Origin of the sequence: Flavobacterium urocaniciphilum (genome assembly GCF_900110615.1) — a bacterium.
Taxonomy (GTDB): domain Bacteria; phylum Bacteroidota; class Bacteroidia; order Flavobacteriales; family Flavobacteriaceae; genus Flavobacterium; species Flavobacterium urocaniciphilum.
Window position 1 is genome coordinate 442,914 of record NZ_FOEI01000001.1, and the last position, 24,582, is coordinate 467,495.

A 24,582-nucleotide genomic window follows, 5' to 3' on the forward strand; every position below is an offset into this window, starting at 1 on the left:
CAAATCTAAAATCGTAATTTAATACACTTCAGAAGCTTTTAATTTCTCTGTATTAGATACTAATTGTAATTCGTCAATGAATTTATGAATTTTTCCAGACATAACGCCGTCCATATCGAAAACATCCACACCAATTCTATGATCTGTTACACGACCTTGAGGATAATTGTACGTTCTAATTTTTGCAGAACGGTCACCAGAACTTACTTGCGAATTTCTAGTAATAGCATCTTCAGCTTGTTTTTTCGCTAATTCTTGTTCGTATAAACGAGAACGTAAAACTTCTAAAGCTTTGTCTTTATTTTTATGTTGTGATTTCTGATCCTGACATTGAGCAACTAATCCAGAAGGAATGTGCGTTAAACGTACAGCCGATTTTGTTGTATTTACCGATTGTCCACCAGGTCCAGAAGAACAGAAGAAATCTACACGAACATCATTCATGTCGATTTGTACATCAAACTCATCTGCTTCAGGTAAAACCATAACAGTTGCAGCCGAAGTATGAACACGTCCTTGTGTTTCTGTTTGAGGAACACGTTGTACACGGTGAACACCTGCTTCGTATTTTAAAGTACCATAAACATCTTCACCAGTAACTTCAAAAATGATTTCTTTAAAACCACCAGAAGTTCCTTCACTTAAATCTACAACAGAAGTTCTCCAACCTTTGCTTTCGCAGAACTTAGTATACATTTTAAATAAATCTCCAGCGAAAATAGAAGCCTCATCACCTCCAGTACCTGCACGAATTTCCACTTTTACGTTTTTCGCGTCTTCAGGATCTTTAGGGATCAACATGAATTTGATTTCCTCTTCTAATTCTGGTAAACGTTCTTTCGCTTCTTCTAATTGCATTTTAGCCATTTCTACCATTTCAGCATCAGAGCCATCCGCAATAATTTCGTTTGCTTCGTTAATGTTTCCAGTAACATTTATATATTCTTCACGTTTGTCAACTAAAGCTTTTAACGTTTTGTATTCTTGATTTAATTGAACATAACGCTTTTGGTCGGCGATTACATCAGGTTGAATAATTAAATCTGAAATCTCGTCGAAGCGTTGTTTTACGTATTGTAATCTGTCTAACATAGTTGTTATTTTTTGCGAATGCAAAGGTACAATATTTACATTCCAATTCAAAATTTCAAGTTTAAACTTTTTATTTACTGAAAATCAGTTATTTATTAATTTTATTTAAATTTAATCTAAATAAGTTTGTTTTTTAATCTTATAGATTTTACTTTTGCATCGTTATTTTAAATTATTCTAAATAAAAATGAAAAAATATATACTTGCCTTCGGATTATTTGTTACAGCTAATGTGGCATTTTCTCAAACAGAACAATCAAAAAATGATGTTGCTTTAGAAATTGAGAATGATACAGTTAAGAAAAGAACTAAAACAATTGAGGAAGTAGTTGTCACTTCTAATAGAATTAAAAAAACTAACACTATTGTTAAATCGGGTATCAGTGTTAAAGATTTACCACAAAGTGTTCAAGAAATTGATCATGAAATTATAGAGCAACAACAATCTGTTCGTTTAAGTGATGTAGTTAAAAACGCGAATGGTGTATATGTATCTTCAGCTCGTGGAGGCGCTCAAGAATCATTTTACGGAAGAGGATACGATTTATCGGCAAACAATATGTTTAAAAATGGTTTCCGTTTTAATAGTGGTTCTATTCCAGAAGTTTCATCATTAGAAAAAGTTGAAATTTTAAAAGGAAGTTCAGCTTTATTATTTGGTAATGTTTCTCCAGGTGGTATCTTAAATATGGTGACTAAAATGCCTAAATTTAAAACAGGTGGAGAAGTTTCAATGCAATTGGGAAGTTATTCATTTTACAAGCCAACTATCGATTTTTATGGTCCTTTAAGTAATACTATAGCGTATCGTTTTGTAGGTTCTTATGAGAATTCAGAAAGTTTTAGAGATGTAGTAAAAAGAGAACGTTACTATATTAATCCGTCTTTCCTTTTCAAGTTAAGCAATAGAACAGAAATGGTTTTACAAGGAGATTTTATGAATGATAATTGGACTCCCGATTTCGGAACAGCAATTATTGGAAAAACCATTGTCGATTTACCTCGTAATACTTATTTAGGTGGAAAATGGTCAGATGGAAATACAAAACAATCTTCTGTTTCTAATTTATTAACGCATTCTTTCAACAACAATTGGAAGTTTAATTTTAATTCTTCTTTCCAACATTATAATAGAATTTCTAGAGGAACAGAACGTATTCAGCCTGCTGCAAATGGCGATTTAAACAGACCTTATGGAAGACAAAAAAGTGTAGAAAAAATTGTGTCAAATCAAGCAAGTTTACAAGGTATTTTCAATACAGGAAAAATCAAACATCAATTATTTACTGGTTTAGATTTTGAAAATTCATTTTTAGAAGCTTATACTTTTAGATATTTTAATCCTACAAACGGTACAACAGTTGCTAATTTTGATACTGTAAATATTTTTGATCCTTCTTCTTATGCTAATGAAGGTCCGGTTTTACCTTCAGAAGTTACAAGAATTGTTAAAACTGATACAAAGAGATTTGGAATGTATGCACAAGATTTAATTTCAATCACAGAGAAATTTAAAGTATTAGCTGGTTTACGTTGGTCGTGGCAAGAACAAGAAGTAGATACAGAAAACTTTACTTCTTCAGTATCAACAGGAATTACAACTTCTCCTAAGAAAAAAGATGTAGCCTTTTCTCCAAAAGCAGGTTTAGTGTACCAACCGGTTTCAAGTGTATCATTATTTGCTAGTTATGCAAATTCATTTACGCCAAATACTGGAACAGATGTAAATTTACAATCTATAGAAGCTTCTATTATTGATCAATACGAATTAGGAGTGAAAAAAGAATTCTTAAACGGAAAATTAACTACAAATGTTACTTTATACCAAATTGAGAATAGTAATTTAGCTCAAACAGCTCCATACAAAGCTGATGGTTCAGTAAATAATGATACAACAATTAAAATGTTAAGTGGTAGTACAAAAAGTAAAGGTTTTGAAATTGACATTACTGCTAAACCAATTGAAGGTTTAAATATTTTAGCAGGTTATAGTTATAATAATATGCGTTATACTAAAACTTCAGGTACAAACGGTAGTTTTATTGTAGGAGATAGAGTAGCTAGAACGCCAGCTAGTACAGCAAACTTAAGTTTCTTCTACACGTTACAAAATGGAAAATTAAAAGGGCTTTCTTTTGGAGCATTAGCAAATTATATCGGAGATAGATTAGGTGGATGGAATGATGATTATGTTTGGACACCGGTTACTCCAGCTACTAATCCAGCAACTTATACAGTAACAATTAGAGATCGTGATATTCCAATTCAAGGTTATACAACTGTAGATTTATCATTAGGATATACTTGGAAAAAGTTTTCTGTATTGTGTAAATTATCAAACATTACAAATGAATTAAACTATACAGTTCACGAAAATTATAGTGTGAATCCAATTGCTCCAAGACAAGTATTAGGTAGCATCAAATATAAATTCTAATTTTGCCTCAAATTAATATAATTATGAACTTAAATAGAAGAAACCTTCACCGCGACTTAGGATATTTTTATATCGGATTAATTATTTCCTTTGCTTTTTCTGGAATTTTAATGAACCATAGAGAACATTGGCATCCTGAAAAATATACAATTGAAACAAAAGAAATTCAAGTATCACTTCCTGAAGAAAAAGAAATTACGGAAGAATACGCTGAAAAATTAGGTAAAGATTTAGGTATTGAGGATAAAATGCGTCGTCATAATGTAAAGAAAGGAACTTTTAAAATTTCTTTCGAAAAACATGATGTAGAAATTGATATGGAAACAGGTAAAGGTGAAATTGTTGCATTTAACAAAACACCAATTATCAGTCAGGCTATGAAGTTACATAAAAGTACTTCAAACTGGTGGATATATTATTCTGATATTTTCGGTTTATCCTTAATTACAATTGCTATTACAGGAGCAATTATGATTACACATGGTAAAAACACATTTGCTCGTAGAGGTTGGAAATTGGCAGTAGCCGGAATTGTTATTCCTTTACTAGTCTTGATATTTATAGGTTAAATTTTAAAGTTAGTTTAAGCTAAAACTCCGTACCGATGTAATCGGGACGGAGTTTTTTTATTGGAATTCATAAAGAAAATTACTTTTTCCAAATGATTTTTACTGCGGATAATTTTTCATTTTCTATTCGAATTTCTGAACAAATTTCAAATGAATTTTTAAGATAAAAATGTAAAGGCGATTTATAAATTTCACCGTTTTGTTTTACATACATTTCTTTATCAATTACCCAAGCATTTAATTGAGATTCATTAGTTTTTATAGCATTTAAAATTTTCGTTCCTTTACCTAAGCCTTGTATTTTTTGATCTAGAATTATGGCAAACCATTTTTCATGATCTCTTGTAAATTTACAACCCCACGCTAAAATAGTTTGGTTATCATCTTTCATGATATAATGAACAGTTTCCGATAACGTATTTAAATATACTTCAAATCCTAAAGAATCAGAAAAGGTTAAAGTAGTTGGGTATTCATTATTCCATAAATTAGAAATCTGTAGTTTCTCGTTCTCGTTTAATATTTTGGTTTCGATAAGATTCATTTATTTTATTTTTCAAAAACAATTATTTCTTCTGTTTTTTTTAATGGCTGAAAATTTATTTTTATTTATTAGGAATGTTTTTAGATTTAATTTCTTTTAGATATTTTTCTCTTAAATCTATTCCATCTTCAATATATCTTTGTTTTGGATTTTTTATTACAAATTCTTTTTTAGCTTCTTGAGTTAATGAATCCAAAAAATTCTCACCGAATCTTTTGCAAATTTCGTTATACATTTCATCTTGATAGCAATATGGTTCAAACTCACCAAATCTTAAACAACTTCTATGAAATCCTTTTGTTTTTATCCCATATTTTTTTAATTTATTTGATAAAATATTGTATTCAAGAAAATCTGGTCGAAAATAAATTAAATCGTCTTTTTGAATATCTTTTAATGCTCTTTTTTTTTGGTTTATACAAAAAGTATCAATTATTGTAACTTTTATGTTTTTATCTTTTGTCCATATCTTGAAATATTCTTCTTCATTATATACAATAGGATTTCCATTTTTATCATATTTTTCAAATTCTTTTTTTTGTTTGCATGAAGTAAAATTTAATAAAAGGATAAAAAGAAATATTATTTTTTTATACATATTTAATTTTAATTTGAGATTACATAACACTTTGTTTTTTGAATATTGAAAGCATTTTATATTTTATTATAATAAATAATAAACCCCGAAAAATAATTACGAGGTTTTATGAGTTTATAAATTTCTAGATTTAATTTCCTTTTTAATTAAACCTAAATTTAATAGTAAAGGTGTAAAAGTTATAGGCATCATAAAAACGGGTAAAATTGTAGCGATATTGATGTTTTTAAATTCTTTTTCAATAAGAATATAAAGTAATAATGATAGTGCAATGACAAAGCAAATTCCTAATCCAATGGTTGCACTTTTTACAATTTTATGTTTTTTTAGTAAATCTTCATTTGATAATTCGGAAAAGTTATTTTTTTTCATGTTTAGCATGTTTTAGTATTCAGATTGTCTTAATAAATTAAAAATTCTAATTTATTCAAATATAAGAAATTGATTAAATATGAAAAATTTCTCACAAAAAAAACCTCGAAAAATAAATTTCGAGGTTTTTAATATTAAGTATTTCGTATATCCGAAATCGTAAATCGTAAATTATTTTGTTGGAATATTTTTCAAAATTTCTAATACAAATTTCCAATATTTTTGAGCAGAAGAAATACTTGCTCTTTCATCTGGACTATGCGCTCCGTGAATAGTTGGTCCGAAAGAAATCATATCCCAATTCGGGTAATTTGTTCCTAAAATTCCACATTCTAATCCAGCGTGACACGCTACAACTTTTGGTTCAGCGTTATTTTGCTTTTTGTAAATATCTACTAAAACATCCAAGATTTCCGATTTTGCATTTGGTGTCCATCCTGGGTAAGAACCTCCAAAAGTAACTTCGCAACCCATTAATTCAAAAGCAGAACGTAACGCATTGGCTAAATCGAATTTTGATGTTTCTACAGAAGAACGTGTTAAATTATCAATTTGTAATTTTCCGTTTCCAACTGTTACTTTAGCAATATTATTAGAAGTTTCTACTAAATTGTCAAAATCAGCACTCATTCTATACACACCATTATGAGCTGCATAAATAGAACGTACTAAGTAAAATTGCGCCATTGGAGGCATAACTTTAGCTGGAGTGGTAGCTGATTTCTCAATTACGATTTCTAAATTTGGTTCCGTAGTTTTAAATTCTGTTTTAATTTCATTAATGATTTCTTGCATATCGAATACAAATGCTTCATCATAAACAGGAGCGATGGCAACTTGAGCTACACTTTCTCTTGGAATGGCATTACGTAAACTTCCACCATTAATTGTAGAGATTTGTAAACCAAAATCTTCAAATCCACTGAATAATAAACGGTTCATGATTTTGTTTGCGTTTCCTAAACCTTTATCAATGTCCATTCCTGAATGTCCACCATTTAAACCTTTTACAGTAATAGTATAACCTACAGCTCCTTCTGGAGTATCTTCTTCATCATATTCTGCAACAGCTGTTACATCTACACCACCAGCACATCCGATATCAATTTCGTCGTCTTCTTCAGTATCTAAGTTTAATAAAATATCACCTTGTAATAAACCACCTTTTAAGCCCATTGCACCAGTCATACCCGTTTCTTCGTCAATAGTAAATAATGCTTCAATTGCAGGATGTGGAATTGTTGTGCTTTCTAAAAGCGCCATAATTGTTGCTACTCCTAAACCGTTATCAGCACCTAAAGTTGTTCCTTTTGCACGAACCCAATCACCATCCACATACATCTCAATTCCTTGCGTGTCAAAATCGAAAACTGTATCATTATTTTTTTGGTGAACCATATCTAAATGCGATTGCATTACAACCGTTTTGCGGTTTTCCATTCCAGCAGTAGCAGGTTTTTTAATAATTACGTTTCCTACTTCATCTTTGAATGTTTCTAATCCTAATTTCTGACCAAAATCCATCATGAAAGCAATAACTCTTTCTTCTTTTTTTGATGGGCGAGGCACAGCGTTTAAATCAGCAAATTTGTTCCAAAGTTCTTTTGGTTCTAAATTTCTTACTTCTTGACTCATTTTATGTTTTCAGTTTAATGTTTCTTTTACTTTTTACTCGACTCTTTTTCAAGATTGCCAAAGTTACAAAGTTTAATTTCTTTAGTAAATGAATTTCTAATTATATTTACATTTTAAAATTCATTTTGTGAGGAAAAAATACATTTTACCCATTTTTCTTATGGTTCAAATTGTTCTGATTAAAGTTTTAGCGCTTTTTCCAGAGTTTGTGGAACGTTATTATAGTAACGGTTTGTATGTGTACATTTCTAAATTTAGCAGATTAGTTTTAGGTTGGATTCCTTTTTCTGTGGGCGATTTATGCTACACGATTTTGATATTTTTTATTCTAAGATGGGTTTATAAAAAAAGAATTGGTTTTTTTAAAAATTGGAAAGACAATGGTTTAACAATTTTGAGTTTTGTTTCAGTTTTGTATTTCTTGTTTCATATTTTATGGGGAATTAATTATTATCGAATTCCATTGCATGAAAAAATAGGAATAGAAAAAGAATATACGAAGTTACAATTGGAGAATTTAACGTTGAAGTTAATTGCTCAAACCAATCATTTACAACTTCAAATTGAAAAAGATCATTTTAAAAGAGTTGTTTATCACTATTCGGAACATAAAATGTATGAAATGGCTCCAAGTGGTTATGGATTAATGCAAAATCAATTGTCAAAAATCGAATATAACAACGAAAGTATAAAATCGTCATTATACAGTTTGCCTTTGAGTTATATGGGATTTGGCGGTTATTTGAATCCGTTTACAAACGAAGCGCAAGTGAATTATTTGAAACCCAAATATACTTCTCCGTTAACCATTTGTCATGAAATGGCGCATCAAACCGGAATTGGTTCGGAAAGCGATTGTAATTTTATTGGTTTTATGGCTGCTTCTAGTAATAAAGATGTTTATTTTCAGTATTCGGCATATGCTTTTGCTTTAAATTATTGTTTGTACAATTTAGAAATGATGGAAGAGGGAAGTGGTATGAAGTATAAAAAGATGATTAACAAAGGTGTCTTGGAAAACTTTAACGAAAACAAAACCTTTTGGAAACAGTATCAAACCTGGTTAAATGATTTTTTTGAATACTTTTACGATAAGTTTTTAAAAATCAATCAACAAAAGGATGGAATGGAAAGTTATAGTAAATTTGTAGGCTTATTAGTTAATTACGATTTAAAATATAATATTATTCATGCAAATTAATCCTTCAATAAACGGGTGGATCGAGAAGTATCTCAATCAGTATGCTGGTGAAATTTCCAGTTATAATACTGATGAAGACTTTTTTATGGCTTGTCAGAAAAGTGGATTGATTTATGGATATGTGGTAAATTATCATTTGAAGTCGGAAATTGATGATGAAAAATGGGACACAGAAGAAAAGATAAAAGTTGGTTTTCTATCTACACTTTTTGCTTTGTATAAATCCAAAAATAGAACAGATGTAAATGAATTTATCGAAACTATAAATCAGTTTTATAATCTTATATCTAAAGGTAAATTTAGTTTTATTCATAAAATATTACCTTCTGAAAATTCTTTTCAAAAATTAGAAAGTATTATCAATGATCGTTTGCAAACGAATGACAATATTGTAACCAAAAACTTTACGCATATGGTTACTAATGCAATGTTGTATATTGATGTTTTGGCATTTGAATTTTATCTAAAAAACAACACTATTAGTATTGATTTTTTTAAAGAAGTAGAACGAAAATGTATGGCGATAATTCTGTATTCATTGAATATAAAAAATCATAAATCGGAATACGATAATTTGCTACTAAAAATGTTTGAAAATTCTTTGCGATATTCTAAAATTTCGAAGATAAATAAAGACGAAATTATTACAATTGTATTTGAAGGAAAGCGTTCAGTTTTAGAAAATTTATACTTGTATGAAGTGGCTCATATGACTCTTTTAAGTGATGGAATTATCCATAAAAAGGAAGAGAAATTTCTTAAAGATTTCGGTTCAAATTTAAATTTAATTAAAAACAATCAAAATACTGGTTATGAATTGGTTAAGTTTATAGGTAAATATAAAGATGAGTTACCTTTTTTCAACTTAAATCATCCTGTAAAACAGTTTTATAATAACACTCAAGATAACATTGGAAAGTTGGTTAGTCGAAATAAAACCCGATTAATTAAGGAACTTTCTGAAAGTAAAGAATTGGTAAAATTATTGCGAAAATCTACTCAAACTGATTTGAGTTTTGAAGAAAAAAAGAAAGTAAAAAAACAGTTACTCGACATCTGTAAAACCATTCCGTCGCTCACTATTTTTTTACTTCCAGGTGGAGGTTTATTATTACCAGTTTTGATAAAATTTATACCTCAATTATTGCCTTCTGCGTTTAATGAAAATTTAAACGATTAGATGTTTAATTTAGCCACGCTGAATCTTTAATTTTTGTGGCAAAATCATTTTTAAAAATTTAATTTAAACATGGTGTCTAAATCATCATTATTACTAAAGTTAACGTTTAAATCGGTAACATAGCCCGAATTTAATCCATAAACCCAACCGTGTAAATGTAATTCTTGTCCGTTATTCCATGCGTTTTGAACAATAGAAGTTTTAGCTAAATTGAAAACTTGCTCAATAACGTTTAATTCAACCATACGATTGAATTTTTTATCTTCATCTTCAATGGCATTTAGTTCTTCTTTATTTACTCTATAAACGTCTTTTATGTTTCTAATCCAATTGTCGATAATGCCAATAGATTGATTACCCATTGCTGCTTTTACACCACCACAACCATAATGTCCGCATACTAAAACATGCTTTACTTTAAGAGCATTTACAGCATAATCTAATACACTAAGCATATTTATGTCGGTATGTACAACTAAATTAGCAATGTTTCTGTGAACAAAAACTTCACCTGGTTTAGCGCCAATAATTTCATTTGCTGGAACTCGACTATCAGAACAACCGATCCATAATAATGGTGGGTTTTGACCTTTCGACAAGTCTTTAAAATAATTTTCATCAACAGCTAACTGTTGTTCAACCCAGTCTTTATTATTATCTAATATTTTTTTATAAAAATCGTTCATTAGCTTGAGATCTACTCTTTTTTAATTAGTCAAATATAAGAATTTAACTTAAGTTAATTTTTTAATGTTTTAAATCTTGTAAACTGAAATTTGGACTTTCGTTATCATTGATGTATGTTACTTCATCATAGAAATTTACTTCACCCGTTTCAATATTATGCATCGCTCCAACAATACCAATTTGTCCGTTTTCAATCATTTGTTCTAAAACAAAACTACGCTCAATAATGTTTTTCACATTGCGTTTTACATTGATTTCAGCTACATTTTCTACAAATTCAGAATTGCTAGAACTTCTGTTTTCAGTTGTTGTTTTTTCTTGGTAAACCGCTGGTTGAATTTTAGATAATAACTCAGTTAAATTACCCATTTCTACATGATCACAAGCTCCTTTTACAGCTCCACATTTCGTGTGACCTAAAACTACAATAAGTTTAGAACCTGCAACTTTACAAGCGAATTCCATACTTCCTAAAATATCTGTATTTACAATATTTCCAGCAATTCTAACCGAAAATACATCACCTAAACCTTGATCGAAAATTAATTCAGCAGAAGTTCTACTGTCAATACAACTTAAAATAGTAGCAAAAGGCCATTGTCCGTCGCGAGTTTCATTTACTTGTTCTAGTAAATCTCTATGTGCTTTTAAGTTATTGATGAAACGATTGTTTCCTTCTTTTAAAATTTCTAATGCTTTTCTTGGAGTTATAGATGCTTGTAATTCTTTATTTAACGTTTTCATTTTTAATCTTTTTAATTTAATTTTCGTGTTGTTAATTTTTATTTTTTATGTTTCAATTTGAAATTGTTGAATTCTTTTTCAGACTTCGCTAATTTAAAGTTTTCATCAATTCCTTTAAGTTTTACTTCAATATTCTTATCAATAGATTGATGTTCCACAAAATCTTCAATTATTTCAAGAACATCATAATCTATGTATTCTGTTTCTTTAGCGTTAATTACAACTTTTGTGTTTTCTGGTATTGCTAATAATGATTCTTTTATAGAAGCTTTATTTAAAAACGAAACTTCTTGAGCTAAATGTATAACAACTTGGTCGCCATCTTCATATTCTCCTTTATTGAAAACATAAGCTTTCCTTAAGTTTTCTCTTAAAATGAAGAATATAGCTGCAAATAAACCTAATAATACACCTTTTAATAAATCAATAGTAACTACTCCAATTACAGTAATAATAAATGGTAAAAACTGATTCCAACCATGACTAAAAAATTTAGTAAACAATTTTGGTGATGCTAATTTATATCCAATTAATAATAATACAGCTGCTAAAGTAGCGTACGGAATTAAATTTAAAACAGTTGGAATTGCTAAAACACATACTAATAATAATAATCCATGAATTATAGTAGAAAGTTTTGTTTTTGCTCCTGCGTTTACATTAGCAGAAGTTCTTACAACAACAGATGTCATTGGTAAACCACCTACTAATCCACTGATAATATTACCGATTCCTTGTGCTTTTAATTCTAAATTCGGATTGGTATATCTTTTTTCATGATCTAATTTATCTGCTGCTTCCACACAAAGTAAGGTTTCAATTGAAGCAACTATTGCAATGGTAAAGGCAACAATCCACATGTCGACATTCAAAAATTGAGAAAAATCTGGAGAACTTAACCCGCTTTTAATTTCTGTAAAACTAGTTGGTAATTTTACTAAATGTTCTTTTGAAATTTCGAAAGATGTACCAGCGAATAGTAAGCTTAACACAATACTTATAATTACTGCTACTAACGCACCAGGTAAAAATTTTACTTTGTTTTGTAATTTATATTTATCCCAAAGTATTAAAATAAGTAGTGAAATTAAACAAACAGTTATTGCTCCAATACTTACATAATCTAATGCTTTTAAGATTTCGGAAAATGTATTTTCACCATCAGTTTGCATAAATGATTCATCTCCTTCGAAATCTTTATCGTAACCTACAGCATGCGGAAGTTGTTTTAAAAATATGGTAATTCCTATACCAGCGAGCATTCCTTCAATTACACTATTTGGAATAAAATTGGCTAAACTACCAAGTTTTAAAACACCTAATAATAATTGAATAACTCCAGCTAAAACTACAGCTAATAAGAAAATTTGAAACGTGCCTAATGTTTCAACAGAACTTACTACAATAGCAATTAATCCTGCAGCCGGACCACTAACTGACACTTGAGAATTACTGATAAAACCAATTACTAAACCTCCTATAACTCCTGCAATAATTCCTGAAATGGGGTCTACTTTAGAACCCAATGCAATACCTAAACATAAAGGTAATGCAACTAAAAATACAACTAAACCCGATAATGCATCTGATTTAATATTCTTTGTTGATAACATAAAAATATTTTAAAATAATTAATAAAAAATAATTGAAAATATATTATGCTTGTTCAGGTGGTGGTGAAAAATTAGCTAAATAATTTGGTATGTAATTTACCGGAATGTGTGAATCAAATTTCACTTTTTTAATTTCTAATACAATTATTGTATCAAAATTATAATGTCTAGAAAATAAATGTAAGTCGTGTGATTTAATTTCTTCCTCAAAAAAATTATTAATATTTACATCAGTGTAATTTTCAATTTCTTCGTCTATCATGATTATGCCAAAAACAGGTGGCGTAAACAATGAAGTTACGAAAACGAAAATAATGATATTGATTAAAAATTTCTTCAACTGACTTCTATTGTGTTTTGGCAAAGTTAATTAATTTTGATTGCTACGGAAATTTAATTTGTAATAAAATTTTGTTAATGCTTTTTTAAGAAAGTAGGCTCATTCTGAATTTGTTTTTTTAAATTTGCAAACTAAACAACAATCATGACAACACAACAACTTGAAGCTCAAATTCGTCTAAAAAAATCGTTTCTTTGTATTGGTTTAGATGTAGATTTAAACAAAATCCCTCAACATTTATTAGCAACTGAAGATCCAATTTTCGAATTCAATAAAGCAATTATTGATGCTACACATGATTTATGTGTTTCGTATAAACCAAATACAGCTTTTTATGAAGCATACGGGATAAAAGGTTGGCAATCTTTAGAGAAAACAATCAATTACATCAACGAAAATTATCCAGAAATATTTACCATCGCAGATGCAAAACGAGGTGATATTGGAAATACTTCTTCAATGTATGCAAAAGCATTTTTTGAAGATTTAAGTTTCGATTCTGTAACTGTTGCTCCTTATATGGGAAAAGACTCTGTAGAGCCATTTTTAGCTTTTGAAAACAAACATACCATCATGTTAGCTTTAACTTCAAATGAAGGAGCTTTCGATTTTCAAACATTAGAAACAAATGGACAAGAATTGTATAAAACAGTTTTGGAAACTTCTAAAAATTGGAAAAACAGCGAAAACTTAATGTATGTTGTAGGTGCTACTAAAGCTGAATACTTCACAGAAATTCGAAAAATTGTTCCTAATAGTTTCTTGTTGGTTCCAGGTGTTGGCGCTCAAGGCGGAAGTTTGTCAGAAGTGTGTAAATACGGAATGAGTGAGAATGTTGGTTTGTTAATCAATTCTTCTCGTGGAATTATTTATGCTTCAAATGGAACTGATTTTGCAGAAAAGGCTAGAGAAGAAGCGTTGAAGTTGCAAGTTGAAATGGAAGGTATTTTAAGTAAAAAGTAAAAAGAGCCAAGAAAAAAGTAAAAATAGAAATGAAACAATTCACAGACCAACTTGGTACCGTTCATACCTTTGAAAATACGCCTAAAAGAATCATTTCTTTAGTACCTTCTCAAACCGAATTGTTGTTCGATTTAGGTTTAGAAGATTCAATAGTAGGAATCACTAAGTTTTGTGTACATCCGTTTCATTTTAAATCTACAAAAGAAATAATTGGTGGTACTAAAAATGTAAAGTATGATAAAATTAAAGCTTTACAACCTGATATTATAATTGCCAATAAAGAAGAAAATACGGAAGAAATTGTGCAGCAACTATCTGATATTTGCCCTGTTTGGGTCACAGATATTGTTACAATTGAAGAAAACAATAAAATGATTGAAGATTTTGGAAATCTGTTTAATAAGCGAACCAATGCTCAAAAATGGATAGATAAAATTAATTTCGGTTATCAAGAATTTCAACATTTAGTAGCTTCAAAATTTGAAGAAAATGCCAAACAAAAAGTAGCTTATTTCATTTGGGCCAATCCTTATATGGTTGCCGCAGGAAATACATTCATAAATGAAATGCTAAAGATAAACGGATTAGAAAATATCTACGATAATAATCCTAAATACGAAGGACGATATCCTGAAGTGGTTATCAATAAAATGCGTATTCAAGGAGATCCAGATTTTGTGTTTTTATCTTCCGAACCATTTCCTTTTAAAGACGAACATGCTTTTGAATTAGGCAGACATACGCATCATGCTAAAACAATTTTTGTAGATGGAGAAATGTTTTCATGGTATGGAAGTCGTTTAGTGAAAGCCTTTGAATATTTTACCAAGTTGCAAGAGAAACTTTACGTATATAAATAAAAAAAACAACTGAGATATTTCTACCTCAGTTGTTCTTAAACTAAAACTAACCCTAACTAAACTATTTTTCTTCTGCAAAGATCATGCATTTTGACTATTTTTTGTGTTAAGGTTTTGTTATTCTTGTGTTATTATAATTACAAAATTATTTTTTGTCTTGTAAAGCAAAAACTCTTTTTAATAAATCGGAAGTTCTAGCTGAAAAATTCGTTCTAATGTCTTTTTCTTCTACAGCAATCATTTTAAAAACGCCTTCCATTGCTTTGTTTGTAGTGTAGTCTGTTAAATCTGGATTGACTTTCTTCACTAACGGAATACTGTTATATTTTGTAATGATTTGTGTCCAAATTTTATCAGCACCTACTTTCGCAAAAGAACTTTTAATTACAGGATTAAATTTTCCATACAAAGCTGTTGATGTTGTAGTTTGTAAATAAGTAGTTGCCGAACTTTCATTACCTAATAAAATGTTTTTAGCATCATTAAAAGTCATTTGTTTTACAGCATCTACAAAAATTGGAGTTGCTTCTTTAACGGCATCTTCAGCAGCTCTATTTAAAATACGTAACCCGTCATCAGCCAATTTGCTCATTCCAAGTTGACGTAATTTAGTATCCACTTTTTGTAATTCTTCTGGTAATAAAATTTTTACTGCTTCGTTTTTAAAGAAACCATCAGTAGCTGTTAATTTTGAAACTTGTTTCGTAATTCCATTGTTCAACGCTTCTTTTAAACCATTACCTATTTCGGCTTGACTCAAAACCCCAGTTTGTTGTGGTAATTGTTCTAAAACTTGTTGCATTTCAGCACAGCTAACAGTTAACGTTACTATTAGTAAACTTGATATTATTTTCTTCATAATCTTGAATTATTTTTTCTTGTCTTGTAAAGCGAAAACTTTCTTCAATAATGCTGAAGTTCTAGAGTCTAATCCACTTCTAATGTTTTTCTCTTCAATCGTAATCATTTTAAAAACACCTTCTAATGCTTTATTAGTTGTATAATCTGTTAAATCTGGATTAACTTTAGTTACCAATGGAATAGAATTATATTTATCGATGATTTTTTTCCAAACTGCATCTGCACCAACATTTGCTAAAGAAGCTTTAATAACAGGACTAAATTTTTCATATAGTGCCGAATTTGTTGTCGTTTGCAAATACGTTGTTGCTGCATTTTCAGAACCTAATAAAATATTTTTAGCATCAGTAAAGTTCATGTTTTTAATGGCGTCGATAAAAATAGGAGTCGATTGTTTTACAGCATCTTCAGCCGCTCTGTTTAACATCAAAATTCCTTCATCAGCTAAACTTCCTAAACCAATCATGCGTAATTTTGAATCTACCTTTTTTAATTCTTCAGGTAATAAAATTTTGACTAATTCATTTTTATAAAACCCATCAACTGCTGTTAATTTAGTAACTTGTTTTTTTACACCATTATCTAATGCTTCTTTTAAACCATTTGCAATTTCTAAATTAGATACTGCAATGTTTTTTGTAGTGGCTTTGGCTGCAGTTTTTTTAATAACATCTTTTAATTGTGCATTTCCTAAAAATGGTAAACAAACTAGTAGTAAAATAATTTTCTTCATGTATATAAAATTTGAGTTTGGTACAAATGAAACAAAATTCATACCGTTTTTTAATATTGATTATCAAAGATAATGTCTTTTTATAAATTGTTGATTTTTTGTAACATTTTATTCAAAATAAAAATTATTAAATTCGTAAATTGCACCCTCAAAATACAACAAATTTTAAAAATGGAACAACAACAGCCTTATATTCCTAATAATAAAGTAAGAATTGTTACTGCTGCATCTCTTTTTGATGGACACGATGCTGCAATTAACATTATGCGTAGAATTATTCAAGCTACTGGTGTAGAAGTAATACATCTTGGACACGATAGAAGTGTAGAAGAAGTTGTAAATACAGCTATTCAAGAAGATGCTAATGCTATTGCTATGACCTCTTATCAAGGTGGTCATAATGAGTATTTCAAATATATGTATGATTTACTGAAGGAAAAAGGAGCAGGACATATCAAAATATTTGGTGGTGGTGGTGGAGTAATTCTTCCTTCTGAAATTGAAGAATTACATGAGTATGGAATTGAAAAAATCTATTCTCCAGATGATGGTCGTGCCATGGGTTTACAAGGTATGATTAACGATTTAGTAAAACGTTCAGATTTTGCAGTTGGTGATGTTATTACTGATGAAGTTTCTGAATTAGAAAATAAAAATCCTCGTGCCATTGCAAGAATTATTTCTTCTGCTGAGAATTTCCCTGAAATTGCAAAACCAATTTTAGATAAAATCCGTGAGAAAAATGCAACGAGTACCACTCCAGTTTTAGGTATTACAGGAACTGGTGGAGCTGGAAAATCATCTTTAGTGGATGAAATCGTTCGTCGTTTCTTAATTGATTTCCCAGAAAAAACAATTGGTTTAATTTCAGTTGACCCATCTAAAAGAAAAACTGGTGGAGCTTTATTAGGAGATAGAATCCGTATGAACGCGATTAACAACTCAAGAGTTTTTATGCGTTCGTTAGCGACTCGTCAATCAAATTTAGCCTTATCAAAATATGTTGCTGATGCGATTGAAGTAGTAAAAGCAGCTAATTACGATTTAATCGTTTTAGAAACTTCTGGAATCGGACAATCAGATACTGAAATTATGGATCATTCTGATGTTTCATTATACGTTATGACTCCAGAATTCGGTGCAGCTACTCAGTTAGAAAAAATCGATATGTTAGATTTCGCTGATTTAGTAGCCTTAAATAAATTTGATAAACGTGGAGCTTTAGATGCTATACGTGATGTTAAAAAACAATACCAACGTAATCATAATTTATGGGATGTAAATCCAGATGAAATGCCAGTTTTCGGAACAATTGCTTCGCAGTTTAACGATCCTGGAATGAATACGTTGTACAAATCTATCATGGATAAAATAGTAGAGAAAACAAATTCTGATTTGAAATCTACATTCGAAATTACTCGTGAAATGAGCGAGAAAATTTTCGTAATTCCACCACATAGAACACGTTATTTATCTGAAATTGCAGAAAATAATAGAAAATATGATGAAACGGCTTTAACACAAGTTGAAGTAGCACAAAAATTATACGGAATTTTCAAAACGGTTGAATCTGTTAATGGAAGTTTACCAGAATTAGATAAAGCTGGAATTGTTGAATCTTCTTTAAAAATCAATGATGGAAACAAAGATTTCTTATCATTATTAACGAAAGAATTCGACCGTGTAAAAATGAATTTAGATCCATACAACTGGGAAATCATTTTAACTTGGGACGAAAAAGTAAACAAATACAAAAATCCAATTTACAGTTTTAAAGTTCGCGATAAAGAAATTAAAATCGCAACGCATACAGAATCTCTTTCACATACTCAAATTCCGAAAGTAGCGTTACCAAAATACCAAGCTTGGGGCGATATTTTAAAATGGAATTTACAAGAAAATGTTCCTGGAGAATTCCCATTCGCATCTGGATTATATCCATTTAAACGTGAAGGTGAAGATCCAAGTAGAATGTTTGCTGGTGAAGGTGGACCAGAAAGAACGAACAAACGTTTCCATTATGTAAGTGCCGGATTACCAGCTAAGCGTTTATCTACAGCTTTCGACTCGGTAACGCTTTACGGAAATGACCCACACGTTCGTCCTGATATTTATGGAAAAATTGGTAATGCCGGAGTTTCTATTTGTTGTTTAGATGACGCTAAGAAATTATATTCAGGTTTCGATTTAAGTCACCCAGCCACTTCAGTTTCGATGACAATTAACGGACCTGCGCCAATGTTGTTAGGGTTTTTCATGAATGCGGCGATTGACCAAAATTGTGAGAAATACATCGTTGAAAACGGATTACAAAAAGAAGTTGAAGCAAAAATTGCTGAAATCTATAAGAAAAAAGGAGTAGAGCGTCCGCATTATCAAGGTGAATTACCAGAAGGAAATAATGGTTTAGGATTGATGCTTTTAGGTGTAACTGGGGATGAAGTTTTACCTTTAGATGTTTACACAGATATTAAAATTAAAACGTTAGCGCAAGTTCGTGGAACGGTTCAAGCGGATATTTTAAAAGAAGATCAAGCACAAAATACTTGTATTTTCTCTACAGAATTTGCTTTACGTTTAATGGGTGACGTTCAAGAATATTTCATTAAAGAAAACGTTCGTAATTTCTATTCGGTTTCTATTTCTGGTTATCATATTGCAGAAGCAGGAGCAAACCCAATTACGCAGTTGGCATTTACCTTAGCAAATGGATTTACTTATGTAGAATACTATTTAAGTCGTGGAATGAATATCAACGATTTCGGACCAAACTTATCATTCTTCTTCTCGAATGGTATCGATCCTGAATATGCAGTTATTGGTCGTGTTGCTCGTAAAATTTGGGCGAAAGCTTTAAAGAACAAATACGGTGCGAACGAAAGAGCACAAATGTTGAAATACCACATTCAAACTTCTGGACGTTCGTTACATGCACAAGAAATCGATTTTAACGATATTCGTACCACATTACAAGCTTTATATGCAATTTATGATAACTGTAACTCGTTACATACAAATGCTTATGATGAGGCAATTACAACGCCTACAGAAGAATCAGTACGTAGAGCTATGGCAATTCAGTTAATTATTAATAAAGAATTAGGTTTAGCGAAAAACGAAAATCCAATTCAAGGTTCATTCATTATTGAAGAATTAACAGATTTAGTAGAAGAAGCAGTATTACAAGAATTCGACAGAATTACAGAACGTGGTGGTGTGTTAGGAGCAATGGAAACGATGTACCAACGTTCTAAAATTCAAGAAGAAAGTTTATACTACGAAACATTAAAACATACGGGTGAATTCCCAATTATTGGTGTAAATACGTTCTTAAGTTCGAAAGGATCTCCTACGGTAATTCCAGCAGAGGTTATTCGTGCTACAGAAGAAGAGAAACAATATCAAATTGAGATGTTGAATCATTTACATGAAGCTAATGCCGATAAGGTTTCTGAGCAATTAAATATTATTCAAGAAGCGGCAATTAACAATCAAAATATCTTCGAAAAATTAATGGATGCGACTAAAGTTTGTTCATTAGGACAAATTACAAGTGCGTTATTTGAAGTAGGAGGTCAGTATAGAAGAAATATGTAAGCAGGAAGCATCTGAAACAAGGCTTGCCGAGTTGAAGATTGCTTATCGTTTATCCCGATGATAATCGGGATCTACTTTCGATTTGGTCCTTCGACAAGCTCAGGATGACCGATTTACGAAATTAAATTTTTAAATAAAAAAACCTTCCATTTCTGGAAGGTTTTTTTGTTTGATAATATTAGAAGTAATTGATTCATTTTCAAAAATTATTTCCACTCAACTGATATAAAATACACTTAATAGTCTTTTCCAGTATTCAAACAATAATTTTTTGTAAAAGCCTTACCTTTAAGGTTTTAAATCTTAAAATTATGAATCCGAATAAAGCATTATGGGAAAAAGGTGATTTTACTAAAATAGCTGAAACCATGCGTGAAAGTGGTTCGGCATTAATTAACAAAATAGGAATCACAAAAGATATTTACCTTTTAGATTTAGGTTGTGGTGATGGAACAACAGCTATTCCTGCCGCAAAAATAGGCGCAAAAGTTTTAGGTGTAGATATTGCAGAAAATTTAGTAGCAGCAGGAAATGCTAGAGCAAGAAATGAAAATTTATCCAATTGTTCTTTTCAAGAAGGTGATGCCACCGATTTACATGAATTAAAAGACGATACTTTTGATGTTTCTATGAGTATTTTCGGAGCCATGTTTGCTCCAAAACCATTTGATGTGGCAAAAGAATTAGTTCGTGTAACTAAACCAGGAGGAAAAATAGTTATGGGAAATTGGATACCTGGAGATCCTACTTTTGTTGCTCAACTATTAAAAGTTTCTTCGGCTTATGCGCCACCGCCACCAGAAGGATTTGTGAGTCCGATGTTATGGGGAATTGAAGATAATGTGTTGGAACGATTTGGTAATGCTGGAATTTCAAAAGAAAATATTTCATGTGAAAGAGATACTTTTACCTTTGTTACTTCAAAATCACCTGAAGAATATGTAGAATTGTTTAAGAATTATTACGGCCCAACTATGAATGCATTTGATGCAGCTGAAAGTATTGGTAAAGCTTCCAATTTACAACAGGAATTATTAGATTTAGTCAATAGTCAAAATCAAAATGGTTCTAATGGTGTTAAAATAGATGCTACTTTTTTAAGAGTAACCATTCTATGTTAAGAAAAGTTTTATTTTGCTTAATTATTCTCATTTTTGGCTTTCCAATATGTTTTTTCAATTTCAAATTTTTTGGTTTGTGGATTGAAATTATAAATGATAGCATTTGCATTAAAACAATCACCAAATTCTTCCTTAGTTATGTACCAAGAACTCTCAATTTCAATTTTGTTTTTATTGGTGAAATTATATTCAAAAAACGGATATTCTATTTCTTCAAATTGTTCAGTGCAATTATTTTGATTGTCTTTATTCTTAACAAGTTCTCTAAAGTTTGAAAACATTGAAATTTCATCAGAATACTTTTTTAATTTATTCGATTTGAATTCATAAAAATTCAATTCCTTGCCATCTCCAGTCACATCACAAGTTATTACAATGTAAGAGTTATCGAAAGTTTTATACAGGTTAATACTCCAAGAGCCATCTACTATTGTGAAAGCTGCTTGATATGGTTCTAAATATTTTTGATTAAAAAAAAGTGGGTCGTTATCTATATAATAATTATTTATTTTGATTTCGTTATACCATTTTTTTCGGTCTTCTACATTCCACTCCCAGCTAGAAAATGATTCCTTAGGTAAAAGTAGAATGATGTCAAGCAAGTCTTTATTTTTTTCGAATTCTACATACACCTTGTTTTTAGGATTTGTTTTTTCTGATTTATCAACAGTTTCCTTTTTAATTGGATCTTTTAAAACTGCTGTATTAGTAGAATCTTTTTTTGTTTGATTCGTACAAGAAATTGATATTAAAGTTAATAGAAGGATGCTTAATTGATTCATTTTTAAATATATTTTATTCTTGTTCCAATCCAAATTTTAAAACTTCTGCCAAAACCTCCAATTGAATATCATGAATCGTTTTAAAATTAATACAATAACCTGTCACTTTCGCTTTGCCAATGGTTGAACCAAAGTTATCCAATAAATACTTTTTATCTTCAATTCCCATAATATAAACAGAAATACCTTTTGTATTGGCACTTAAACCAATTCTGAAAAAATCTTTAGTTTTTCCATTTGCATAATTTATAGTGTATGTACCGTATCCAATATTTGGATTGGAAATTACTTTTCCTTCTTCATTTAAACCATTTTCAAACCATAACTGAATTTTTGGATTTATTTTCAAAATCATCTGATGCAAAACTTCAATTTCATTGCGTTTTGGCTCGTCAATGCTTAAAACATAATTTTGTATTTGTTGTGGGATTGACATATTTATGTGATATAAATTTAATATTCAACTTTTTTATAATGATGTTCAGTAAATCTGTTCCAACCTTTTTTGGTTTTGGATTCTACTGCCCAGTGAAATCCTTCATTTTCATTTGGCCAATAAATCATTCTAGCAATTCCTGCAGGCATTTCAGCAATAAAACAAATTGCATTGGGATGTATATCTGTAGCATCAGCTATTTTTCCAGAAGAATTTTTTCCGTCAGATGTAAAAGACTTAAAAAATAATTCTTTTTCGTCTATACCAAAAAGAGCAATTTCTTCATATACTTTTTCTCCAAACTCCCATTTAGCAATTAGTTGAATATAATTTCCATTAAGAACTTTTTCGAAGGTTCTAGTACATTTTACTTTTCCCATTGGAGATTCAGCATTTGCTACCCAATTTCCAAGTAATGGTTCTAAAACTCCAAGTTTTCCTCTTCCTTTTTTCCAAATCATGTTTTATAGATAAAAAATGTTTTTACTTCTTCCTAAACACATCCAACAAAAACTGCGCGCCACTAAACGGAGAAAGTTCGTGGTTAAAAACTTTTTGTTTCACCAATTCTAATTGCTTTATAATTTCAGGATGGTTGTAAAAACTAGCGGTAAGTTGTTCGTTAATAGTTTCCAACATCCAATATTGGTTTTGCTCTTCGCGTTTAAGGTCGAAATAACCAGAAGTTGTAGTTTGCGTAATGTATTCTGAAATTAAATCATAGACATCGGCAATTCCGTCTTTTGTAACAGCACTACAAGTCATCACTTTGGGTTGCCAACCAGAGCTTTTCGGTGGAAAGAAATGCAATGCGCGGTTAAATTCTACTTTCGCCATTTTGGCTTTTTGTATGTTATCACCATCCGCTTTGTTAATCACCACTGCATCTGCCATTTCCATAATACCACGTTTGATGCCTTGTAATTCATCGCCAGCACCAGCAATTTTCAAAAGTAAAAAGAAATCTACCATACTATGAACTGCTGTTTCACTTTGTCCGACACCAACGGTTTCAATGATGATAGTGTCAAATCCACACGCTTCACATAAAATAATGGCTTCACGCGTTTTTCTCGCTACTCCGCCCAAACTTTCGCCTGAAGCACTTGGTCTAATAAACGCATTTTCGTCTTTTACCAATTCTTCCATTCTGGTTTTATCACCTAATATACTACCGTGACTCAACGTACTACTCGGATCGATAGCTAAAACAGCTACTTTTTTACCCAAACCAGTCAAGTGTTTTCCAAACGCTTCAATAAATGTACTTTTTCCCACACCAGGAACACCAGTAATTCCTATTCGAACCGATTTGTTGGCATAAGGTAAACAACCATTTATAACTTCATTTGCCTTTTCTAAATGGTTGATGTTATTACTTTCTACTAAAGTTATGGCGCGACTCAAAGCGACTTTATCACCAGCAATTATTTTTTCAATTAACTCAGAAGCAGCAATTTCTTTCTTTCGAAATTCTTTAATATGCTTCGCTACCTGTGAACTCAAAATTTCAGGTTTATTTACTCCGTCTTTTTCGGAAAGTGCAGATATTTTAGTATTTTTACTCAATGAATAATGCTTTGTGTAAAAGTAAGAATTTTTTTTAAGAAGCCAATTCCTGTTATACGCTGTATCTCCGATTATCAAAAACTACAAATAAATTTTTGTTTTTGTATATCGGAGGATGCCGCTACTACCAGGGCTAGGGCAATCGTTTTCAAAAGAAAAATTTGATATTCAAATATATATAAGCCACAATTAATTAATTTAAAGTAAATGTCAAGTATAATTTATAAGTCTGAAAGTTATAAATTGATGGGTATCATGTTTGATATTCATTCAAATTTAGGAAAAGGTTTTTCTGAAATTGTTTATAAAGATGCAATTGAATACGAATTAAAAAAATCTTTGATTTTTTTTGAAAGAGAAAAAGAATATAGTGTTAAGTATAAAGATGTTTTTTTGAAACATAAATTTTATGCTGATTTTGTATTACTTGATAAAATCATTTTAGAAGTAAAATGTTGTGATTATATTTCTGATTCTCATATTGCTCAAACTATGAATTATTTAAAAGTTTCAAATAATAAATTAGGTATAATTGTAAATTTCAATAATAATTCCTTAGAATATAAAAGGATAGTTTTGTGAGATTTGAAGAATTCGAAATTTGCAATTCAAATAATAATAAGAATGTTTTGCCACGAATTCACGAAT

24 protein-coding genes are annotated in these 24,582 nt (G+C 30.2%); 9 read left to right on the forward strand and 15 right to left on the reverse strand.

Annotated features, from left to right (window positions below; genetic code table 11):
• Window positions 1-18: 18 nt before the first annotated feature.
• The gene (prfA, locus tag BMY86_RS02080; protein WP_091464544.1) at window positions 19-1,092 is read right to left on the reverse strand and encodes a peptide chain release factor 1; all 1,074 of its coding nucleotides are present in this window, start codon (window positions 1,090-1,092) and stop codon (window positions 19-21) included.
• A gap of 187 nt (window positions 1,093-1,279) precedes the next feature.
• On the opposite strand from prfA, the gene BMY86_RS02085 reads away from it, so the two are divergent.
• A complete protein-coding gene (locus tag BMY86_RS02085) occupies window positions 1,280-3,529 on the forward strand; it encodes a TonB-dependent siderophore receptor (RefSeq protein WP_091464547.1) in 2,250 nt (749 codons plus the stop codon).
• Between the two features lie 23 nt (window positions 3,530-3,552).
• On the forward strand, window positions 3,553-4,098 hold the full coding sequence (locus BMY86_RS02090) for a PepSY-associated TM helix domain-containing protein (protein ID WP_091464549.1): 546 nt from the start codon (window positions 3,553-3,555) through the stop codon (window positions 4,096-4,098).
• Between the two features lie 79 nt (window positions 4,099-4,177).
• Here the strand turns inward: BMY86_RS02090 and BMY86_RS02095 are convergent, their stop codons facing one another.
• From BMY86_RS02095 to BMY86_RS02110, 4 genes are all read right to left on the reverse strand, one after another.
• A complete protein-coding gene (locus BMY86_RS02095) occupies window positions 4,178-4,642 on the reverse strand; it encodes a hypothetical protein (protein WP_091464552.1) in 465 nt (154 codons plus the stop codon).
• A 61-nt stretch (window positions 4,643-4,703) separates the two neighbouring features.
• Entirely contained in the window at window positions 4,704-5,240 is a 537-nt protein-coding gene (locus BMY86_RS02100) for a hypothetical protein (RefSeq protein ID WP_091464555.1), read from the reverse strand.
• Between the two features lie 114 nt (window positions 5,241-5,354).
• Entirely contained in the window at window positions 5,355-5,612 is a 258-nt protein-coding gene (locus BMY86_RS02105) for a hypothetical protein (protein ID WP_143065579.1), read from the reverse strand.
• Between the two features lie 171 nt (window positions 5,613-5,783).
• Window positions 5,784-7,247, reverse strand: coding sequence for an aminoacyl-histidine dipeptidase (locus BMY86_RS02110; RefSeq protein ID WP_091464559.1), 1,464 nt, complete (start codon window positions 7,245-7,247; stop codon window positions 5,784-5,786).
• 127 nt (window positions 7,248-7,374) lie between these two features.
• Between BMY86_RS02110 and BMY86_RS02115 the strand changes: the two genes are divergently transcribed.
• Both BMY86_RS02115 and BMY86_RS02120 read left to right on the forward strand, forming a co-directional pair.
• Entirely contained in the window at window positions 7,375-8,448 is a 1,074-nt protein-coding gene (locus BMY86_RS02115) for a DUF3810 domain-containing protein (protein WP_177177106.1), read from the forward strand.
• Window positions 8,438-9,628 (forward strand): LETM1-related biofilm-associated protein, encoded by a 1,191-nt coding sequence (locus tag BMY86_RS02120; RefSeq protein WP_091464563.1) that lies wholly within the window; start codon window positions 8,438-8,440, stop codon window positions 9,626-9,628. The genes BMY86_RS02115 and BMY86_RS02120 overlap by 11 nt, the downstream gene beginning before the upstream one ends.
• A 50-nt stretch (window positions 9,629-9,678) precedes the next feature.
• Here the strand turns inward: BMY86_RS02120 and BMY86_RS02125 are convergent, their stop codons facing one another.
• From BMY86_RS02125 to BMY86_RS02140, 4 genes are all read right to left on the reverse strand, one after another.
• On the reverse strand, window positions 9,679-10,314 hold the full coding sequence (locus BMY86_RS02125) for a carbonic anhydrase (protein WP_091464565.1): 636 nt from the start codon (window positions 10,312-10,314) through the stop codon (window positions 9,679-9,681).
• Between the two features lie 61 nt (window positions 10,315-10,375).
• Window positions 10,376-11,059, reverse strand: a complete 684-nt coding sequence (locus BMY86_RS02130; protein ID WP_091464567.1) for a carbonic anhydrase family protein — start codon at window positions 11,057-11,059, stop codon at window positions 10,376-10,378.
• A gap of 38 nt (window positions 11,060-11,097) precedes the next feature.
• Window positions 11,098-12,672: a SulP family inorganic anion transporter gene (locus tag BMY86_RS02135; protein WP_091464569.1), complete on the reverse strand. Its 1,575-nt coding sequence runs from the start codon at window positions 12,670-12,672 to the stop codon at window positions 11,098-11,100.
• Between the two features lie 43 nt (window positions 12,673-12,715).
• Window positions 12,716-13,036 (reverse strand): hypothetical protein, encoded by a 321-nt coding sequence (locus BMY86_RS02140; protein WP_143065580.1) that lies wholly within the window; start codon window positions 13,034-13,036, stop codon window positions 12,716-12,718.
• A gap of 120 nt (window positions 13,037-13,156) precedes the next feature.
• Between BMY86_RS02140 and pyrF the strand changes: the two genes are divergently transcribed.
• Entirely contained in the window at window positions 13,157-13,975 is an 819-nt protein-coding gene (gene pyrF, locus BMY86_RS02145) for an orotidine-5'-phosphate decarboxylase (protein WP_091464573.1), read from the forward strand.
• Between the two features lie 29 nt (window positions 13,976-14,004).
• The gene (locus BMY86_RS02150; RefSeq protein WP_091464575.1) at window positions 14,005-14,835 is read left to right on the forward strand and encodes an ABC transporter substrate-binding protein; all 831 of its coding nucleotides are present in this window, start codon (window positions 14,005-14,007) and stop codon (window positions 14,833-14,835) included.
• Window positions 14,836-14,980: 145 nt separating this feature from the next.
• Here the strand turns inward: BMY86_RS02150 and BMY86_RS02155 are convergent, their stop codons facing one another.
• The gene (locus BMY86_RS02155; protein WP_091464577.1) at window positions 14,981-15,694 is read right to left on the reverse strand and encodes a DUF4197 domain-containing protein; all 714 of its coding nucleotides are present in this window, start codon (window positions 15,692-15,694) and stop codon (window positions 14,981-14,983) included.
• Between the two features lie 9 nt (window positions 15,695-15,703).
• A complete protein-coding gene (locus BMY86_RS02160) occupies window positions 15,704-16,429 on the reverse strand; it encodes a DUF4197 domain-containing protein (protein ID WP_091464579.1) in 726 nt (241 codons plus the stop codon).
• Between the two features lie 171 nt (window positions 16,430-16,600).
• On the opposite strand from BMY86_RS02160, the gene BMY86_RS02165 reads away from it, so the two are divergent.
• Window positions 16,601-20,026: a methylmalonyl-CoA mutase family protein gene (locus tag BMY86_RS02165; RefSeq protein WP_091464581.1), complete on the forward strand. Its 3,426-nt coding sequence runs from the start codon at window positions 16,601-16,603 to the stop codon at window positions 20,024-20,026.
• Window positions 20,027-20,337: 311 nt separating this feature from the next.
• Window positions 20,338-21,147 carry a class I SAM-dependent methyltransferase gene (locus BMY86_RS02170; protein ID WP_091464584.1) on the forward strand — a complete coding sequence of 270 codons (810 nt, stop codon included), beginning with the start codon at window positions 20,338-20,340 and terminating at the stop codon, window positions 21,145-21,147.
• A 17-nt stretch (window positions 21,148-21,164) separates the two neighbouring features.
• Here the strand turns inward: BMY86_RS02170 and BMY86_RS02175 are convergent, their stop codons facing one another.
• The 4 genes from BMY86_RS02175 to meaB are packed head-to-tail and all read right to left on the reverse strand — an operon-like array spanning window position 21,165 to window position 23,934.
• Window positions 21,165-21,929, reverse strand: a complete 765-nt coding sequence (locus BMY86_RS02175; RefSeq protein ID WP_091464586.1) for a type 2 periplasmic-binding domain-containing protein — start codon at window positions 21,927-21,929, stop codon at window positions 21,165-21,167.
• A gap of 13 nt (window positions 21,930-21,942) precedes the next feature.
• Entirely contained in the window at window positions 21,943-22,365 is a 423-nt protein-coding gene (locus tag BMY86_RS02180; protein WP_091464587.1) for a DUF1801 domain-containing protein, read from the reverse strand.
• A 17-nt stretch (window positions 22,366-22,382) separates the two neighbouring features.
• A complete protein-coding gene (locus BMY86_RS02185; protein ID WP_091464588.1) occupies window positions 22,383-22,826 on the reverse strand; it encodes a hypothetical protein in 444 nt (147 codons plus the stop codon).
• Window positions 22,827-22,848: 22 nt separating this feature from the next.
• Window positions 22,849-23,934 (reverse strand): methylmalonyl Co-A mutase-associated GTPase MeaB, encoded by a 1,086-nt coding sequence (gene meaB, locus BMY86_RS02190; RefSeq protein WP_091464589.1) that lies wholly within the window; start codon window positions 23,932-23,934, stop codon window positions 22,849-22,851.
• A 207-nt stretch (window positions 23,935-24,141) separates the two neighbouring features.
• On the opposite strand from meaB, the gene BMY86_RS02195 reads away from it, so the two are divergent.
• The gene (locus BMY86_RS02195) at window positions 24,142-24,516 is read left to right on the forward strand and encodes a GxxExxY protein (protein WP_091464590.1); all 375 of its coding nucleotides are present in this window, start codon (window positions 24,142-24,144) and stop codon (window positions 24,514-24,516) included.
• Window positions 24,517-24,582: the final 66 nt, after the last annotated feature.

Bases quoted from the DNA above. Each gene is read 5' to 3' on its own strand.
- prfA (WP_091464544.1), bottom strand. From the start codon at position 1,092: ATGTTAGACAGATTACAATACGTAAAACAACGCTTCGACGAGATTTCA.
- BMY86_RS02085 (WP_091464547.1), top strand. From the start codon at position 1,280: ATGAAAAAATATATACTTGCCTTCGGATTATTTGTTACAGCTAATGTG.
- BMY86_RS02090 (WP_091464549.1), top strand. From the start codon at position 3,553: ATGAACTTAAATAGAAGAAACCTTCACCGCGACTTAGGATATTTTTAT.
- BMY86_RS02095 (WP_091464552.1), bottom strand. From the start codon at position 4,642: ATGAATCTTATCGAAACCAAAATATTAAACGAGAACGAGAAACTACAG.
- BMY86_RS02100 (WP_091464555.1), bottom strand. From the start codon at position 5,240: ATGTATAAAAAAATAATATTTCTTTTTATCCTTTTATTAAATTTTACT.
- BMY86_RS02105 (WP_143065579.1), bottom strand. From the start codon at position 5,612: ATGAAAAAAAATAACTTTTCCGAATTATCAAATGAAGATTTACTAAAA.
- BMY86_RS02110 (WP_091464559.1), bottom strand. From the start codon at position 7,247: ATGAGTCAAGAAGTAAGAAATTTAGAACCAAAAGAACTTTGGAACAAA.
- BMY86_RS02120 (WP_091464563.1), top strand. From the start codon at position 8,438: ATGCAAATTAATCCTTCAATAAACGGGTGGATCGAGAAGTATCTCAAT.
- BMY86_RS02125 (WP_091464565.1), bottom strand. From the start codon at position 10,314: ATGAACGATTTTTATAAAAAAATATTAGATAATAATAAAGACTGGGTT.
- BMY86_RS02130 (WP_091464567.1), bottom strand. From the start codon at position 11,059: ATGAAAACGTTAAATAAAGAATTACAAGCATCTATAACTCCAAGAAAA.
- BMY86_RS02135 (WP_091464569.1), bottom strand. From the start codon at position 12,672: ATGTTATCAACAAAGAATATTAAATCAGATGCATTATCGGGTTTAGTT.
- pyrF (WP_091464573.1), top strand. From the start codon at position 13,157: ATGACAACACAACAACTTGAAGCTCAAATTCGTCTAAAAAAATCGTTT.
- BMY86_RS02150 (WP_091464575.1), top strand. From the start codon at position 14,005: ATGAAACAATTCACAGACCAACTTGGTACCGTTCATACCTTTGAAAAT.
- BMY86_RS02155 (WP_091464577.1), bottom strand. From the start codon at position 15,694: ATGAAGAAAATAATATCAAGTTTACTAATAGTAACGTTAACTGTTAGC.
- BMY86_RS02160 (WP_091464579.1), bottom strand. From the start codon at position 16,429: ATGAAGAAAATTATTTTACTACTAGTTTGTTTACCATTTTTAGGAAAT.
- BMY86_RS02165 (WP_091464581.1), top strand. From the start codon at position 16,601: ATGGAACAACAACAGCCTTATATTCCTAATAATAAAGTAAGAATTGTT.
- BMY86_RS02170 (WP_091464584.1), top strand. From the start codon at position 20,338: ATGAATCCGAATAAAGCATTATGGGAAAAAGGTGATTTTACTAAAATA.
- BMY86_RS02175 (WP_091464586.1), bottom strand. From the start codon at position 21,929: ATGAATCAATTAAGCATCCTTCTATTAACTTTAATATCAATTTCTTGT.
- BMY86_RS02180 (WP_091464587.1), bottom strand. From the start codon at position 22,365: ATGTCAATCCCACAACAAATACAAAATTATGTTTTAAGCATTGACGAG.
- BMY86_RS02185 (WP_091464588.1), bottom strand. From the start codon at position 22,826: ATGATTTGGAAAAAAGGAAGAGGAAAACTTGGAGTTTTAGAACCATTA.
- BMY86_RS02195 (WP_091464590.1), top strand. From the start codon at position 24,142: ATGTCAAGTATAATTTATAAGTCTGAAAGTTATAAATTGATGGGTATC.